This window comes from Prevotella heparinolytica (assembly GCF_004342845.1).
Classification (GTDB): Bacteria; Bacteroidota; Bacteroidia; order Bacteroidales; family Bacteroidaceae; genus Bacteroides; species Bacteroides heparinolyticus.
Genome location: NZ_SLXB01000007.1, coordinates 124,439 through 138,998, shown reverse-complemented (window position 1 = coordinate 138,998; position 14,560 = coordinate 124,439). Strand labels below are relative to the sequence as shown.

The 14,560-nt window shown below is 47.5% G+C and carries 10 protein-coding genes and 1 pseudogene; 9 read left to right on the top strand and 2 right to left on the bottom strand.

The genetic code is table 11. From position 1 onward, the window contains the following. The 7 genes and pseudogenes from EV202_RS05665 to EV202_RS05635 all read left to right on the top strand — a co-directional run. Nucleotides 1–399 (top strand): annotated as a pseudogene (locus EV202_RS05665) (IS5/IS1182 family transposase); the annotation flags it as partial. Nucleotides 400–907: 508 nt separating this feature from the next. Beyond that, entirely contained in the window at nucleotides 908–3,226 is a 2,319-nt protein-coding gene (locus EV202_RS05660; protein WP_131925981.1) for an ABC transporter permease, read from the top strand. A gap of 60 nt (nucleotides 3,227–3,286) precedes the next feature. Further along, complete coding sequence (locus EV202_RS05655) at nucleotides 3,287–3,970, top strand: ABC transporter ATP-binding protein (RefSeq protein ID WP_125238953.1); 684 nt, start codon at nucleotides 3,287–3,289, stop codon at nucleotides 3,968–3,970. A gap of 68 nt (nucleotides 3,971–4,038) precedes the next feature. Next, on the top strand, nucleotides 4,039–6,339 hold the full coding sequence (locus tag EV202_RS05650) for an ABC transporter permease (protein WP_131925979.1): 2,301 nt from the start codon (nucleotides 4,039–4,041) through the stop codon (nucleotides 6,337–6,339). Nucleotides 6,340–6,433: 94 nt separating this feature from the next. Further along, nucleotides 6,434–7,081, top strand: coding sequence for an HAD family hydrolase (locus EV202_RS05645; RefSeq protein ID WP_131925977.1), 648 nt, complete (start codon nucleotides 6,434–6,436; stop codon nucleotides 7,079–7,081). Between the two features lie 134 nt (nucleotides 7,082–7,215). Then, nucleotides 7,216–8,037: a 3-methyl-2-oxobutanoate hydroxymethyltransferase gene (gene panB / locus EV202_RS05640; RefSeq protein ID WP_106068739.1), complete on the top strand. Its 822-nt coding sequence runs from the start codon at nucleotides 7,216–7,218 to the stop codon at nucleotides 8,035–8,037. After that, nucleotides 8,018–8,995, top strand: a complete 978-nt coding sequence (locus EV202_RS05635) for an MFS transporter (RefSeq protein ID WP_131925975.1) — start codon at nucleotides 8,018–8,020, stop codon at nucleotides 8,993–8,995. Before panB ends, EV202_RS05635 begins: the two co-directional genes overlap by 20 nt. Here EV202_RS05635 and EV202_RS05630 read toward each other — a convergent pair. Together EV202_RS05630 and EV202_RS05625 are read right to left on the bottom strand one after the other, a co-directional pair. Further along, nucleotides 8,971–9,342, bottom strand: coding sequence for a diacylglycerol kinase family protein (locus tag EV202_RS05630; protein WP_131752674.1), 372 nt, complete (start codon nucleotides 9,340–9,342; stop codon nucleotides 8,971–8,973). The two genes, EV202_RS05635 and EV202_RS05630, sit on opposite strands and share 25 nt — an antisense overlap. Before the next feature lie 84 nt (nucleotides 9,343–9,426). After that, nucleotides 9,427–11,646 carry a RelA/SpoT family protein gene (locus EV202_RS05625; protein ID WP_106068741.1) on the bottom strand — a complete coding sequence of 740 codons (2,220 nt, stop codon included), beginning with the start codon at nucleotides 11,644–11,646 and terminating at the stop codon, nucleotides 9,427–9,429. Nucleotides 11,647–11,754: 108 nt separating this feature from the next. Between EV202_RS05625 and EV202_RS05620 the strand changes: the two genes are divergently transcribed. Beyond that, entirely contained in the window at nucleotides 11,755–13,272 is a 1,518-nt protein-coding gene (locus EV202_RS05620) for a DUF4301 family protein (protein ID WP_131925973.1), read from the top strand. Nucleotides 13,273–13,389: 117 nt separating this feature from the next. Continuing rightward, nucleotides 13,390–14,556 carry a formate-dependent phosphoribosylglycinamide formyltransferase gene (purT, locus tag EV202_RS05615; RefSeq protein WP_131925971.1) on the top strand — a complete coding sequence of 389 codons (1,167 nt, stop codon included), beginning with the start codon at nucleotides 13,390–13,392 and terminating at the stop codon, nucleotides 14,554–14,556. Nucleotides 14,557–14,560: the final 4 nt, after the last annotated feature.

The window sequence follows — 14,560 nt, the reverse complement described above, 5'->3', positions numbered from 1 at the left end:
TCTTCGCCTAAAAGCGGCGAACATCATGATACTCATGACATAAAAAACGTAATCCGCTCCATGATGCATGACCTTGGGATTGCAAAAGTCAGAACAGATGGTCTTTTCTTGAATGCGGATGCCGGATTTGACTGTAAAGCTCTTCGAAGTGTACTTGGCTGTCATGGAGTAGTCTCCAATATCTGCATCAATAAAAGAAACGGGACTCCCAATAATACCGTTGTGGACGAACTGTTGTATGCTGAACGTTATGCCATTGAGAGGACCAATGCATGGATGGACAGTTACAGGACTATTTTAAATCGATTTGAAACAACGGTTAGGAATTGCGAATCATGGAACTATATTGCATTTATGGTAATTCTGCTAAGGAAATATTTGAGAAAAAGAAAAGTTTAAATCACTTCTACTTGTCATGCTAATACAATGGAAATCTTTCTGCACAACATTTCAATTACATGACAGCCTACAAAAGCCGATACAAGTATGTTTTCGGCTTTTGTTTTGACGATAACGGAAAGAGAAACGTTAAATAAATAGAAAAGACTGGTTCGGGGATTTCCCGACTCCAGCCTTTCTAAGATTTTCCAGTGTAGATATGTATATCAGTACCATTTTAAATGTTTTTCTTTCCGTTTGCCGCGAAGCGGGAAAACAGGAAAGAGAAATAGATAGTAATCGTTTAATTGAGGTGGTTTACAAAGTCCGTTGTTTTTGTCGTATGTGCCATGTGATGTGCAAGCACGCTTTTTTTATCTTGTCTAATTATTAGACGGCAGTGTCTAATAATTAGACACTCCACCCTCGATATTTACATTTCAATCATCTGATAATTAGTAAACTAAATGTTTGGCATGCTTTCTGTTTTTGCAAAAAACAGAAAAAATAATATAAAACGAAAAATAAGATGAAACAACTTCATTACGTGATTCAGACATTGCTGCGAGGACGAGGGTCGAATATCATCAAAATCGTCTCCTTGGGATTAGGGCTGACAATGAGTATTTTGCTTTTCTCGCGTGTGGTCTACGAACAGAGTTTCGACAAATGCTATCAGGACTATGACAACCTTTATCAGGTGTGGTCTATATTCACGGCGAACGGTGAGAAGTATCCGCCTCAGGAAAAGAACTGCGGTCCGGTGGCAGGTGCCATTCTTGAGAACTTTCCCGAACAGGTGGAGGCGGCTACCAGTATCGGATACGGCTTTGTCAGCAATCCTCTTTATAATGGAACCGCGCGTTTTGATGAAAAGAAAGTAACCGCCGATTCACTCTTTTTCCGTACCATGGGCATCAAAGTATTGAGCGGGAATCCGGAGAAAGATCTGATGCAGAAAGACGTCATTTTCCTGAGCGATCGTTTTGCCAAAAAGATTTTCGGAGATGAGAACCCGATAGGCAAGGTGTTGAAGTGCGGACATGACCTTGACCTGACGGTGAAAGGCACTTATGCCGCAGTGCCGGAAAATGCTACTATGAACCCTGAAGCCGTTATATCCATGCCTACCTTATGGAGTCGTAATTGGGGCAATTACTCATGGAGAGGAGGAGACAGTTGGATGGAGTATATACGTTTCCGTCCCGGAGCGGACAAGTCGGTAGTGAATGCGCGCATTGATGCCATGATAGACAAATATCGTCCGGCAGAGGATAAAAAACTGTTTGGCTACACAGCCTTTGTGCAACCCATTCGCGACACATACGCCGGATATACGGAAGTGAAGCGGATGAGTAATATCATGAGCATACTCGGCTTTGCCATCCTCTTCATAGCCGCACTGAACTATGTACTGATTTCCATCTCTTCATTGAGCTATCGGGCCAAAGCGGTAGGGGTGCACAAGTGCAACGGTGCAAGCGGAGGCAAGATTTTCGGCATGTTCTTGTTGGAGACGGGCATCATCATTCTGGCGGCTCTGCTGCTGATGGCCTTGCTGTTGCTCAACTTCCGCGAGTTTGTTGAAGACACGGCTTCGGCCAAACTGTCGCTGCTGTTGCTGGCTCCCGACCGCATCTGGGTACCCTTGGCTGTGGTGTTTGCGCTTTTCATCGTAGGCGGTTTGTTGCCGGGTCGGCTCTTTGCCCGTATCCCCGTGTCGCAGGTGTTCCACCGCTATACCGAAGGCAAAAAGGGATGGAAGCGCCCGTTACTTTTCGTACAGTTTGCCGGGGTGGCCTTTATCTGCGGGCTGATGTGCGTGGTGGTGGCACAATACCGGTTTGTCATGACCAAAGACATGGGGTATAACCCCGAACGAATGGCCATGGGCACCGCCTATTGGGACGAAAAAGATGCACGTGATGCCGCCTATCAATTCTTTAAGGATTTGCCTTATGTGGAAGCGCTGTCCAGTGCTCATGGTACTCCGATATGGGGATACAGTGGCTCGATGATTCAGGACGCCACCGGGCAGGCTCTTTTCTCTGCCCGCTCCAGCTACTATATGCGCGAAGACTACCCCGAACTGATGGGTATGACGTTCAAAGCCGGCCGCATGGCTCGCGAGAAAGACGAAGTAGTGGTGAACGAGACTTTTGCCGAAATGATGCACTGGGGCAATGAGGTAGTGGGGCGCACGGTAAACATGGAAAATGGGCTCTACAAAGTAACGGGATTGCTGAAGGAGTTTCAAATACAAGGCTTCACTTCGGAAAAAATGCCTTTCATCGCACGAGGCAATAAAGCTTTCTATGGTTACATACACGTTCGTCTGAAAGAGCCTTTTGCCGAGAATCTCCGGAAGCTTAACAAGGATGTAAGCGAGGCTTTTCCCGGACAGACCATCGACTTTACAGACTATGGCGGGATGATAAAAGACGAATATAACGCCGTCCGTGTGTTTCGTAACGCCACGCTGTTGGCTGCCGTCACCATGTTTTTCGTCATGCTGATGGGGTTGATGGGGTACACCGCCGACGAGGTGCGCCGCCGCAGTAAGGAGATAGCCATCCGCAAGGTGAACGGTGCGGAAGCAAGCATGATATTGGAGTTGCTCTCGCGCGACGTGCTCTATGTGGCAGGTCCGGCCGTACTCATCGGAACGATTGCTTCTTGCTACGTCAATGGCATCTGGATGGAGCAATTCTCAGAGCACATCCCGTTGGGATGGGTGGTATATGCACTGGTACTGATTGTCAATCTGGCGGTCATCGTGGGTTGTGTTCTTTGGAAATCGTGGAAGATAGCGAACGAAAACCCTGTGAACAGTATTAAAAGCGAATAAAGGGAGCGATTTTCCTTTGAATCTACTGGTATAAATAACAAACTATAAACTTAGAATATTATGATTGAGATTAATAACATCAGTAAGGTGTTTCGTACTTCGGAAGTAGAAACCGTAGCATTGAACCATGTAAACCTTGAAGTGAAAGAGGGAGAATTCGTAGCCGTTATGGGGCCTTCGGGCTGCGGCAAGTCCACTCTGTTGAACATCCTCGGCTTATTGGACAATCCCACGGAAGGCAGTTATAAACTCCTTGGTCAAGAAGTGGCCGACTTGAAAGAGAAGGAGCGCACCCGTGTGCGCAAGGGTAAGCTGGGCTTCGTATTCCAGAGCTTCAACCTGATAGACGAGCTGAATGTGTATGAAAACGTGGAGCTTCCTCTCACTTATCTCGGCATAAAGGGCAGTGAGCGTAAACGCATGGTGGAAGATATCTTGAAACGCATGAACATCAGCCACCGCGCCAAACACTTTCCGCAGCAGCTCTCCGGCGGTCAGCAACAACGTGTGGCCATTGCCCGTGCGGTGGTGACCAATCCCAAACTGATACTCGCCGATGAGCCTACCGGTAACCTGGATTCCAAAAACGGCACCGAAGTGATGAACCTGCTGACGGAACTGAACAAGGAAGGCACCACGGTTATCATGGTGACACACTCGCAGCACGATGCCGGCTTTGCGCACCGCACGGTACATCTGTTCGACGGCAGCGTGGTGGCAAGTGTGCCGACACAAGGCTTCTAATGAGAGGAGAGGGGAGCGGACGGAAAACCCTGTAAGGAGTATCAGAAACAAGTAAATAATTAACGTATATGCGATATTTGTACTACACTTTTCAAACCCTGCTTCGCGGACATGGTTCAAATGCCGTCAAGATTCTTTCTTTGGCATTGGGGTTATTGATGTCTATATTCCTTTTTGCAAGGATAGCCTTTGAATTGGATTTCGATAATTTCTATAAAGAGGCGGACAATCTCTGCTTGGTGAAAACCGGCTGGTTGAAGAACGGGGTGTTGGAAGGAAAAGAAGATTTCTATACCCTTATCCCCATTCCGGGAGTGATTGCAGAAGAGTTTCCCGACCGGGTGCAAGGGGCCACGGTCAGTTGCTCGCTCTTTGGCGACCTCTACCGCTTTGGCAACCGTAGCCTCGAAATGCAGACGGTACTTGCCGATACATCGTACTTCTTCGTTCTCGGGCTCGATGTGGTGAAAGGCAATCCGCAGGATTTGGCGAACCCTGATGCGCTTTTCCTTTCGGAAACGGCTGCCCGCAGGACGTTCGGCGGTGAAGACCCTATCGGGAAAACGCTGATGTATGATTTGTGGGGAAATGATGTGGCTCTGCTCGTCAAAGGAATCTTCAAAGATGTCCCGATAAACACTTCGTTGGGCAAACGTCCCGAAGCAATCGTCTCTTTTTCCGGTATCGGTAAATACACTAAGTGGAGGACAGGATGGCAAAGCGGAGGGAATTATGACGGTTTTGTCCGTTTGCGCACCCCGCAGGATGCCGGATGGCTGAACGAACGACTCTCGGCCGCCATTGCCCGTCATTTGCCGGCGGATAGCGGTTTGGAACTGTCGGTTCACATTACCCCCATTCGCAGCGTGCATCTGGATGACGCGCAAGTACGGAAAACAATCTGGATTATGTTCTTTCTGGGCATCGTGCTGCTTTTTACCACCACATTGAACTATGTGCTGATTTCCATCTCCTCACTGACGCAACGCGCCAAGGCGATAGGGGTGCATAAATGCAGTGGTGCGTCGAGCGGCGGCATCTTTTGTATGTTCCTGACGGAAACGGCCGTTGTGGTAAGCATATCCTTGTTGGTGGCAGGAGTACTGGTTTATCTTTTCTATGAGCAGATGGAGGAGCTGGCGACAGTACCTATCGATGTGCTGTTCGCCCCGCAGCATCTCTATGCACCGTTGGCAGTGCTGGCAATCTTATTTGTATTGGGCGGATGTCTGCCTGCCGTGCTCTTTGCCCGTATTCCTGTGACACAAGTGTTTGTACATTACGCATCCGGCCGAAGAGGATGGAAGAGGGTATTGCTCTTCGTGCAGTTCACAGGTGCTGCTTTCATCCTGGGCATGCTGTTGTTGGTCTTTTCGCAATATCGCTATATGGTGGGGCGCGACCGTGGCTGGAATCCTCAAAGGGTGGCCTATCTCTATCAGCATAAGGTGGAAGGTACACAACTCCGTACTCAACTCCGCAACTTGCCCTATGTGGAAGCGATAGCCTCGGCTGAGCGTTCAATGCTGGGTTTCGGGGCTAATCGTCCGATACTCGACAATCAAGGAAATGAGATGTTTTATCCCCGGAACTCGTGGTTCGACAGCGACTACCTGCCATTCATCGGTTTGCGATTGAAGGAAGGGCATAATTTAACGGGAGAGCATCAGTTGTTGGTCAACAGCAAGTTCTGTGAGAAAATGCATTGGACGGACAGTCCGATAGGCAAACAGGTGAACGATTATGGCAGAGTAGTGGGATTGTTGGATAGTTTTGCTTTTCCCGGCACTCCGAATGACAATGTTCCGGTGATGATAGAGTGGATTTCCGGTATCGGATTTTGTATGGAAGTCCGTTTGAAAGCCCCATTCAATGAAAACTTGCAGAAGCTGAACGAAGAGATGAAACACCTCTATCCGCAAGATGAGCTTACATTCCTATCTATCGAGCAGACAATAAGCGATTATGCCGCTTCTGTCCGTATTTTCCGCAACGTCACACTATGGGCTTCTGTCACTATTCTTCTTATTGTCATGATGGGACTGATGGGTTACGCGAATGATGAGATCCGTCTACGCAGCAAGGAAATAGCCATTCGCAAGGTGAACGGCGCAGAGACATCGGATATCCTGCGATTGTTGTCGCAAGAAGTGCTTTGGCTTGCAGTTCCCTCCGTACTCCTCGGTGTATTCGGCGCTTATAAGGCGGGGCAAATCTGGATTGGAAAGTTCAGTGATATAGTGCCGTTACCGGTTGCCGGTTATGTCATTGTAGGTTGTTTGTTATTGGCATTTATTGTGGGGTGCGTATTGTTGAAATCGTGGTATATTGCAAAAGAGAATCCGGTAAAGAGTATCAGGAATGAGTAAGAAACCGTTAAAAATTTGTTTCCTTCAAGGATTATTCAGACCTTTGTGCCCGTAAACGATAGCCATAAACATAGACAAGTAAACGAAGAAACTTATGAATGCAACGAAAACAAAGGCTGTTCTTTTCGATTTCGATGGGGTAGTAGTGGATACAGAAACACAGTACAGTAAGTTCTGGCATCGGATAGGAAAAGAGTATTTGGGTATGGATGATATGGAAGGTAAGGTGAAAGGACAAACCTTAGTATATATCTACGATGCTTTCTTCAACGGCAGGATGAAGGAACAGGCTGAAATCACCGAATCTCTGAACCGATTTGAGCAGGAGATGTCGTATGACTTTATTCCCGGAGTGCTCGACTTTATAGAAGACTTGCGCCGCCACAACGTGAAAACGGCGGTAGTGACCAGTTCCAACGAAGCGAAGATGGCATCCGTCTATCGTGTCCATCCGGGAATAAAGACACTTTTCGATCGTATTCTCACTGCCGAACTGTTTGCCGCCTCGAAACCGGCGCCCGATTGCTTCCTGCTCGGTATGGAAGTATTCGGTACCGATCCGGCCGACTCGTATGTATTCGAAGATTCATTCAACGGACTGAAAGCCGGAATAGCTTCCGGCGCCACTGTTATCGGTTTGACAACCACCAACTCGCGCGAAGCGATTGCTCCGCTATGCCATCACATTTTGGATGATTTCATTGGATTCACTTACGATAAATTGACCCGATTGCACAAGTAATCGGAAAAAGAATTACCTTTGCGCCCGATTAGCGAAAGCGTCACTGCCATGTATGTGCGTGGAGAAGTTGCATCATAAACGCGCATGCCGTGATGGCAGATTTGCAATAAAAAGTAAATCGATAAACAGTAAATATCATGGGTTATATATCAGACGATTCTCGTAAAGTGACTACGCACCGCCTTGTTGAGATGAAACAAAGAGGCGAAAAGATATCAATGTTGACATCTTATGACTATACCATGGCACAGATTGTGGATGGTGCCGGTATTGATGTTATTCTGGTGGGTGATTCGGCTTCCAATGTAATGGCAGGCAATGTGACTACACTTCCCATTACCCTCGACCAAATGATTTATCATGGTAAATCCGTAGTTCGCGGTGTGAAGCGTGCCATGGTTATCGTTGACATGCCTTTCGGCTCTTATCAAGGCAATGAGTTGGAAGGACTGGCCTCTGCCATCCGCATCATGAAGGAAAGTCATGCCGATGCCCTTAAATTGGAGGGGGGCGAGGAGGTCATCGGTACGGTGAAACGTATTCTCAGTGCCGGTATTCCTGTTATGGGACATCTTGGTTTGATGCCGCAATCCATCAATAAATATGGGACATATACCGTTCGCGCCAAGGATGAGGCGGAAGCTGAGAAGTTAGTGAGAGACGCCCACTTACTGGAAGAGGCCGGATGTTTCGGACTGGTATTGGAAAAAATTCCTGCTGCTTTGGCTGCCCGTGTGGCAAGCGAACTGACCATTCCCGTTATCGGTATCGGTGCCGGTGGCGATGTAGACGGTCAGGTATTGGTAATACAGGACATGCTGGGTATGAACAACGGTTTCCGTCCCCGTTTCCTACGCCGCTATGCCGACTTGCATACGGTGATGACGGATGCCATCAGCAAATATGTATCCGATGTGAAGAACTTAGATTTCCCAAATGAGAAAGAACAGTACTAACAAACTTATGACATTGAATTTTTGGCGGATATGTACGGCCAACCTGTTGCTGTTTACATCGGTCTACATGCTTTTCCCTTTGCTTCCTTTTGTGATGGGGCAGCAATTGAATGTTTCCGTCGGAGAGGCGGGTAGCATGTTTTTGTATTTTGCAGCCGCCATGTTTTTTGTAGGGCCTTTTCATGCTTATCTGGTGGATGAGTATAAAAGGAAACATGTGCTTCTTTTTTCTACGCTCGTTATGTTGGCTGCAACCGTAGGCTATGCTTTTGTAGACAGCTATGAGAAGCTTATGTTATTGGCGCTGGTTCAGGGAGCATGCTTTGGATTGGCAACGACAGCAGGTATCACTGTGGCTATCGATATTACCACTTCTACACGTCGCAGTGCCGGAAATATGGTCTACGCATGGGCTGCACGCTTGGGCATGCTGATAGGTGCGGGAGTGGGAATCTGGCTGTACAGAGTGTACGGTTTCCGCATGGTGGTCTATCTGTCTGTGGCAATAGGCATGGTAAGCTTTCTTTTCGCATCAAGGGTATATGTGGCTTTTCGTGCTCCCATAGGAATGACATTGTGTAATATAGACCGTTTTTTGTTGCCGCGTGCGTGGGTACTTGCCACTAATATGCTGCTGGTGGCTTTTATTCCGGGGGTACTGTTGCCCTTGATGTTTGCAGGCAACTATTGGGCACTGCCGACATTGGCTGTATTGGCATTTATTGTGATTCCGTCGATGAAGATGTTTGTCAAACTGTCGTATCATTGTCAGCGGGGAACAGCCAATACTACCTGCCATCTGTCGATGGAAGCGGGTTTTTTAATCGGAGTTTACGTGGCTTGCCGCCTGATGAACGAGGCGCAAATCTATCATGCCGCCTCTGTTGCCGCCATCCTTGCGCTGTTCTTTTTTGTGCTGCTAACTTATCCTTACTACAAGAAAAAACGAGTAAGATAAGGAACAAAAATTATCAACCCTATAATAGCTGCCGTTACAGCGCACACTAACACTGCTCCGGCGGCTATGTCTTTCACTTTTCCTGCGATGGGATGCTGTTGGGGAGAGACCAGATCGACCAGCCGTTCAATGGCTGTATTGAATAATTCGGCAGCTATCACCACACCGATGCAGAGAATGACAATCGTCCACTCTATCTTGGTTATGCTTAAAATGAATCCGGCAATCACCACGATGATTGCGGCAATCAGATGAAAACTCAGGTTCTGCTCCTTTCCTATACAGCACCGGATTCCTTTCCAAGCATAACCGAAACCGTAGAGTTGCTTTTTAATATCGTATTTCATTACATTGATTTGTTTATGATGGAATGATTGATTTACTTTCAGAAAATGGTGGATAGAAATCATCATGGCAAATTAGGAAATAACTCAGCTTCTCGAAACCTGCTTCACTCCTTTCACCGTTCTCAACTTCTTGATAAGCGTTTCCAAATGTCCCGTATCGCTTACCATGATAGTCAACGTTCCGGAGAATAACCCGTCATGAGAGTCTATTCCGATGCTTCGCAGGCTGATGCCCATCTCTTTGGCAATGATGGAGGTTATATTGGTTACGATGCCTATATCATCGTGTCCCACTACACGCAAAGTAATGGGATATTGTGTTCCTTGTGATTTTCCGGCCCAACGCGCTTTCACGATACGGTAGCCGAAACGTGAGCGCAAGTCACCGGCATTGGGGCAGTCGCAGCGATGTATCTTGATGCCCCCTGTCACACTGACGAAACCAAAAACCTCATCTCCGTAGATAGGGTTGCAGCAACGTGCCAGTTTGAAGTCCAACCCTTTCAGGTTCTGGTCGATGACGAGCACGTCTTCTTTGCTGCCTATCTCTTCAGGCAGGGTTTGTTGCAGGTTGTAGCTTTCAGCGCTGCGATAGCTGATTTCATCTCGTGTATCGCTTTCCCGCTTTTGCTGTTCGAGATACTTGTCTATGATGTTGTTCACATCCAGCACTTCGTCGGCAATGGCCTGATAGAAATCCGTCACCACCTTGAAACCGAGGCGCTTGATGAGACGCATCATGATGGCCTCGTCATATTCAATTTTTCGGTTCTTGAACTTGCGTTCCAACGTCTCCTTGGCAAAGGCGTGCTGACGGGCCGCCATCTCTTTCAATGCCTGGCGTATCTTGGTACGGGCTTTGGAAGTGGTTACGATATTCAGCCAATCTTGTTTCGGAGTTTGTGTGTTCGACGTCATGATTTCCACCTGATCGCCGCTTTGCAACACCTGTTTCAATTGTACGTTTTTACCGTTCACTTTGGCTCCAATACACTTGCATCCCAATTTGGTGTGAATGTGGAAAGCGAAGTCGAGTACGGTGGAACCTTTACCCAATTTGAACAAATCGCCTTTCGGAGTGAATACGAAAACCTCATCTTCATACAAATCCAACTTAAACTGGTCCATCGCTTCCAATCCGCTACTGTCGGAGTTCTCCAATGCCTCGCGTACGGAAGTCAACCATTCGTCCAGTCCGGATTCGCCTTTTATTCCTTTGTAGCGCCAATGGGCGGCGAGTCCCCGTTCAGCTATCTCGTCCATGCGCTCCGTGCGTATTTGTACTTCCACCCATTTCCCTTCGGGGCCCATCACGGTGATGTGCAGCGATTCGTATCCGTTGCTTTTAGGCACGGATAGCCAGTCGCGCAGACGCTTCGGGTTGGGTTGGTACATATCCGTCACAATGGAGTATGCCTGCCAGCATTCCAGTTTTTCTTTTTCCAGTTGCGAGTTCAGAATGATGCGGATGGCAAACAGGTCATACACATTTTCGAAAGCGCATTTCTGCTTCTTCATTTTCTGGTAGATGGAATGGATGGACTTGGTGCGTCCCTTGATATGGAACTTCAGTCCGGCCTTTTCCAATTTCTTTTGTACAGGTGCGATGAAAGCAGCAATATACTTGTCGCGCGAAGCTTTGGTTTCGTTCAGCTTATCTTTTATATGATAGTAAATCTCTTTTTCCGTGTATTTCAGCGAGAGGTCTTCCAATTCCGACTTCAGTTTGTATAATCCCAGCTTATGGGCAAGGGGCGCATAAAGATAGGCTGCCTCGTTGGCCACCTGGCGGCGGGCTTCGTCGTTCTCGACATCCTTTATCTGCCGCATAATATTTACGCGGTCGGCAATCATGATGAGAATGACCCGCATGTCTTCGGCGAATGAGAGCAGCAGGTTGCGGAAATTCTCGGACTCGATGGTGGGACTTTTGGCGTAAAGCTCGTTCACGCGTATCAGGCCGCGGATGATGCCTGCCACATCTTCACCGTAGATTTGTTCCACTTCCTGAGAGCTGCAAGTACCGCAACGCACGGAATCGTGCAGCATGAGTCCCAAGATGGAGGCCCGCTTCATGCCGATTTCTTCTGCAACGATGACAGCCGTCTGCATGTCCTTGATGACTGGATTCAGGCCGAATATATCCCGTTGCACATGATTGTTCTGTATAGTGTTGGCAAGATGGGTTTTCAGTTTCTTGAAGTCACCCTTCCGGAGTGTTTCTCCCGAAAGCTGCAACAGCTTCCGGTAGAGGGAGAAGAGTAAAACTTTCTCTTGATTCGTGAAAAAAACATCTATTTCCATAATCGTCTGTATTTTATGTCTCAAAGGTAAGTTTTTTCTTTATTACCTTTACCGTCGTTCCGTTTTTTTTTGTATTTTTGGACATGAATTAATAAACCGCTAAACGATATGATAACACCGCAAGACAAAGAGTTGCTTAAAAGTAAGGGCATCTCTGAAGAACAGATAGCCGAACAGTTGGCTTGTTTCAAAAAAGGTTTTCCATACTTGAAGTTATCTGCTGCCGCTTCTGTCGAGAAAGGAATATTGACTCCGGACACGAACGAGCAGAAGGAATATCTGGATGCTTGGGAGGGATATACGCAAACTGACAAAGTGGTGGTTAAGTTTGTGCCTGCTTCGGGAGCGGCAAGTCGTATGTTCAAGAACCTGTTTGAATTTCTTGGGGCGGATTATAATGTCCCTCAAACAAGTTTTGAGAAAATGTTTTTCGAGAAAATAGAAGACTTTGCTTTCTACGACGATTTGAATATGGCTTGCCGGAAGACGGTAGGAGAGGATGTGCCTGCTTTGCTTGCTTCCGGAAACTATAAAGCGATTGTTGCCGCTCTACTCGAAGCTGCGGGATTGAACTACGGTGCTTTGCCCAAAGGCCTGTTGAAATTCCACAAATATGAAGATGGAAACCGCACGCCTTTGGAAGAACATCTGGTGGAAGGGGCGTTGTATGCCGCCAACAAGAATGGGAAAGTGAATGTGCATTTCACGGTTTCTCCCGAACATCGCACTTTGTTTCGGACGTTGGTGGACGCAAAGGCTATGGCATATGCCCAAAAGTATGGCGTGAACTATAATGTCACTTTCTCGGAGCAGAAGCCGAGCACCGACACCATTGCCGTCAATATGGAGAACAATCCGTTCCGCGATGCCGGCAAATTGTTGTTCCGTCCGGGGGGACACGGTGCCTTGATTGAGAATCTGAACGACCTTGATGCGGATGTTATCTTCATAAAGAATATCGACAATGTGGTGCCGGATAGGCTGAAAGGCGATACCGTATTGTATAAGAAGCTGATTGCAGGTGTGCTGGTAACGCTTCAACAGAGAGCTTTTGCTTATCTGCGACTGTTGGATAGCGGTAGATATACGCATGAACAAATCCTTGAAGTCTTGCAATTCCTGCAAAAACAGCTTTATTGCAAGAATCCGGAAATAAAGGATCTGGAAGATGCCGAACTGGTGATTTACCTGAAAGAAAAATTGAACCGTCCGATGCGTGTTTGCGGCATGGTGAAAAATGTTGGAGAACCCGGTGGCGGTCCGTTCCTTGCTTACAACAGCGACGGTACTGTTTCTTTGCAGATTCTGGAAAGCTCGCAGATTGACATGGATGATCCGGCAAAGAAAGAAATGTTCGAGAAAGGCACTCATTTCAACCCAGTGGATTTGGTTTGTGCCGTGCGTGACTATAAAGGTCATAAATTCGATCTCGTGAAGTATGTAGACAAGGCTACGGGCTTCATTTCCTACAAGTCGAAAAATGGCAAAGACCTGAAAGCATTGGAGCTGCCCGGATTGTGGAACGGAGCCATGAGCGACTGGAATACGGTATTTGTGGAAGTGCCATTGTCTACATTCAATCCGGTAAAGACGGTGAATGATTTGTTGAGGGAACAACATCAATAAATTCGTTAACAAGGCGACGATTTACTATTTACTATTTGACCGCGATCCGGCAATAAAGTAGGTGGTAAATCGTCGTTTTTATGCTTGAGTATTAATTGTAAATAGCCCAATAAATAGATGAAGAAGATTTTATTGTTAGGATCCGGTGAACTGGGAAAGGAGTTTGTGATTTCCGCTCAGCGCAAGGGACAATACGTGGTTGCATGCGATTCGTATGCCGGAGCACCTGCCATGCAGGTGGCGGACGAAAGCGAAGTTTTCAGTATGTTGGATGGAGAGGCTTTGGAAGGTGTGGTTCGTAAGCATCGGCCGGACATCATCGTGCCGGAAATCGAGGCGATTCGTACGGAGTGCTTGTATGATTTTGAGAAAGAAGGTATTCAGGTAGTACCCAGCGCGCGTGCGGTGAACTTTACCATGAATCGCAAGGCCATACGCGATTTAGCCGCTAAAGAATTGGGACTGAAGACTGCCAATTATTTCTACGCCAAATCTTTGGAGGAATTGAAAGAGGCGGCCGAGAAAATAGGCTACCCTTGTGTGGTAAAACCGTTGATGTCCTCTTCAGGCAAAGGGCAGTCGCTCGTGAAGAGTGCCGATGAGCTGGAACATGCGTGGGAATATGGTTGCAACGGTAGCCGTGGGGATATCAAGGAACTTATCATAGAGGAGTTTATCAAGTTCGACAGTGAGATAACATTGCTTACCGTTACGCAGAAAGACGGACCGACTTTATTTTGTCCCCCCATCGGCCATGTGCAAAAGGGAGGCGATTATCGCGAAAGTTTTCAACCTGCCCATATCGAGCCTGCTCACTTGAAAGAGGCGCAAGAGATGGCGGAGAAAGTGACCCGTGCTTTGACCGGTGCCGGGTTGTGGGGAGTGGAATTCTTCCTGAGCCATGAGAATGGCGTTTATTTTTCAGAACTTTCTCCTCGCCCGCACGATACGGGTATGGTGACGCTGGCAGGTACGCAAAACCTGAATGAGTTCGAGCTTCATCTGCGAGCCGTGCTCGGTTTACCTATTCCGAGTATCAAGCAGGAGCATATAGGCGCGAGTGCCGTCATCCTTTCTTCAATATCCAGTCAGGAGTATCCCGATTACCGAGGATTGGAAGAAGTGACCAAAGAAGAAGATACGTATCTGCGCATTTTCGGCAAGCCGACTACCCGGGTAAATCGTCGTATGGGCGTGGTGTTGTGTTATGCACCGCTTGACGGTGATCTTGATGCGCTGCGCGACAAGACGAAGCGTATTGCCGCCAAAGTGGAGGTGTGCTAAGAGC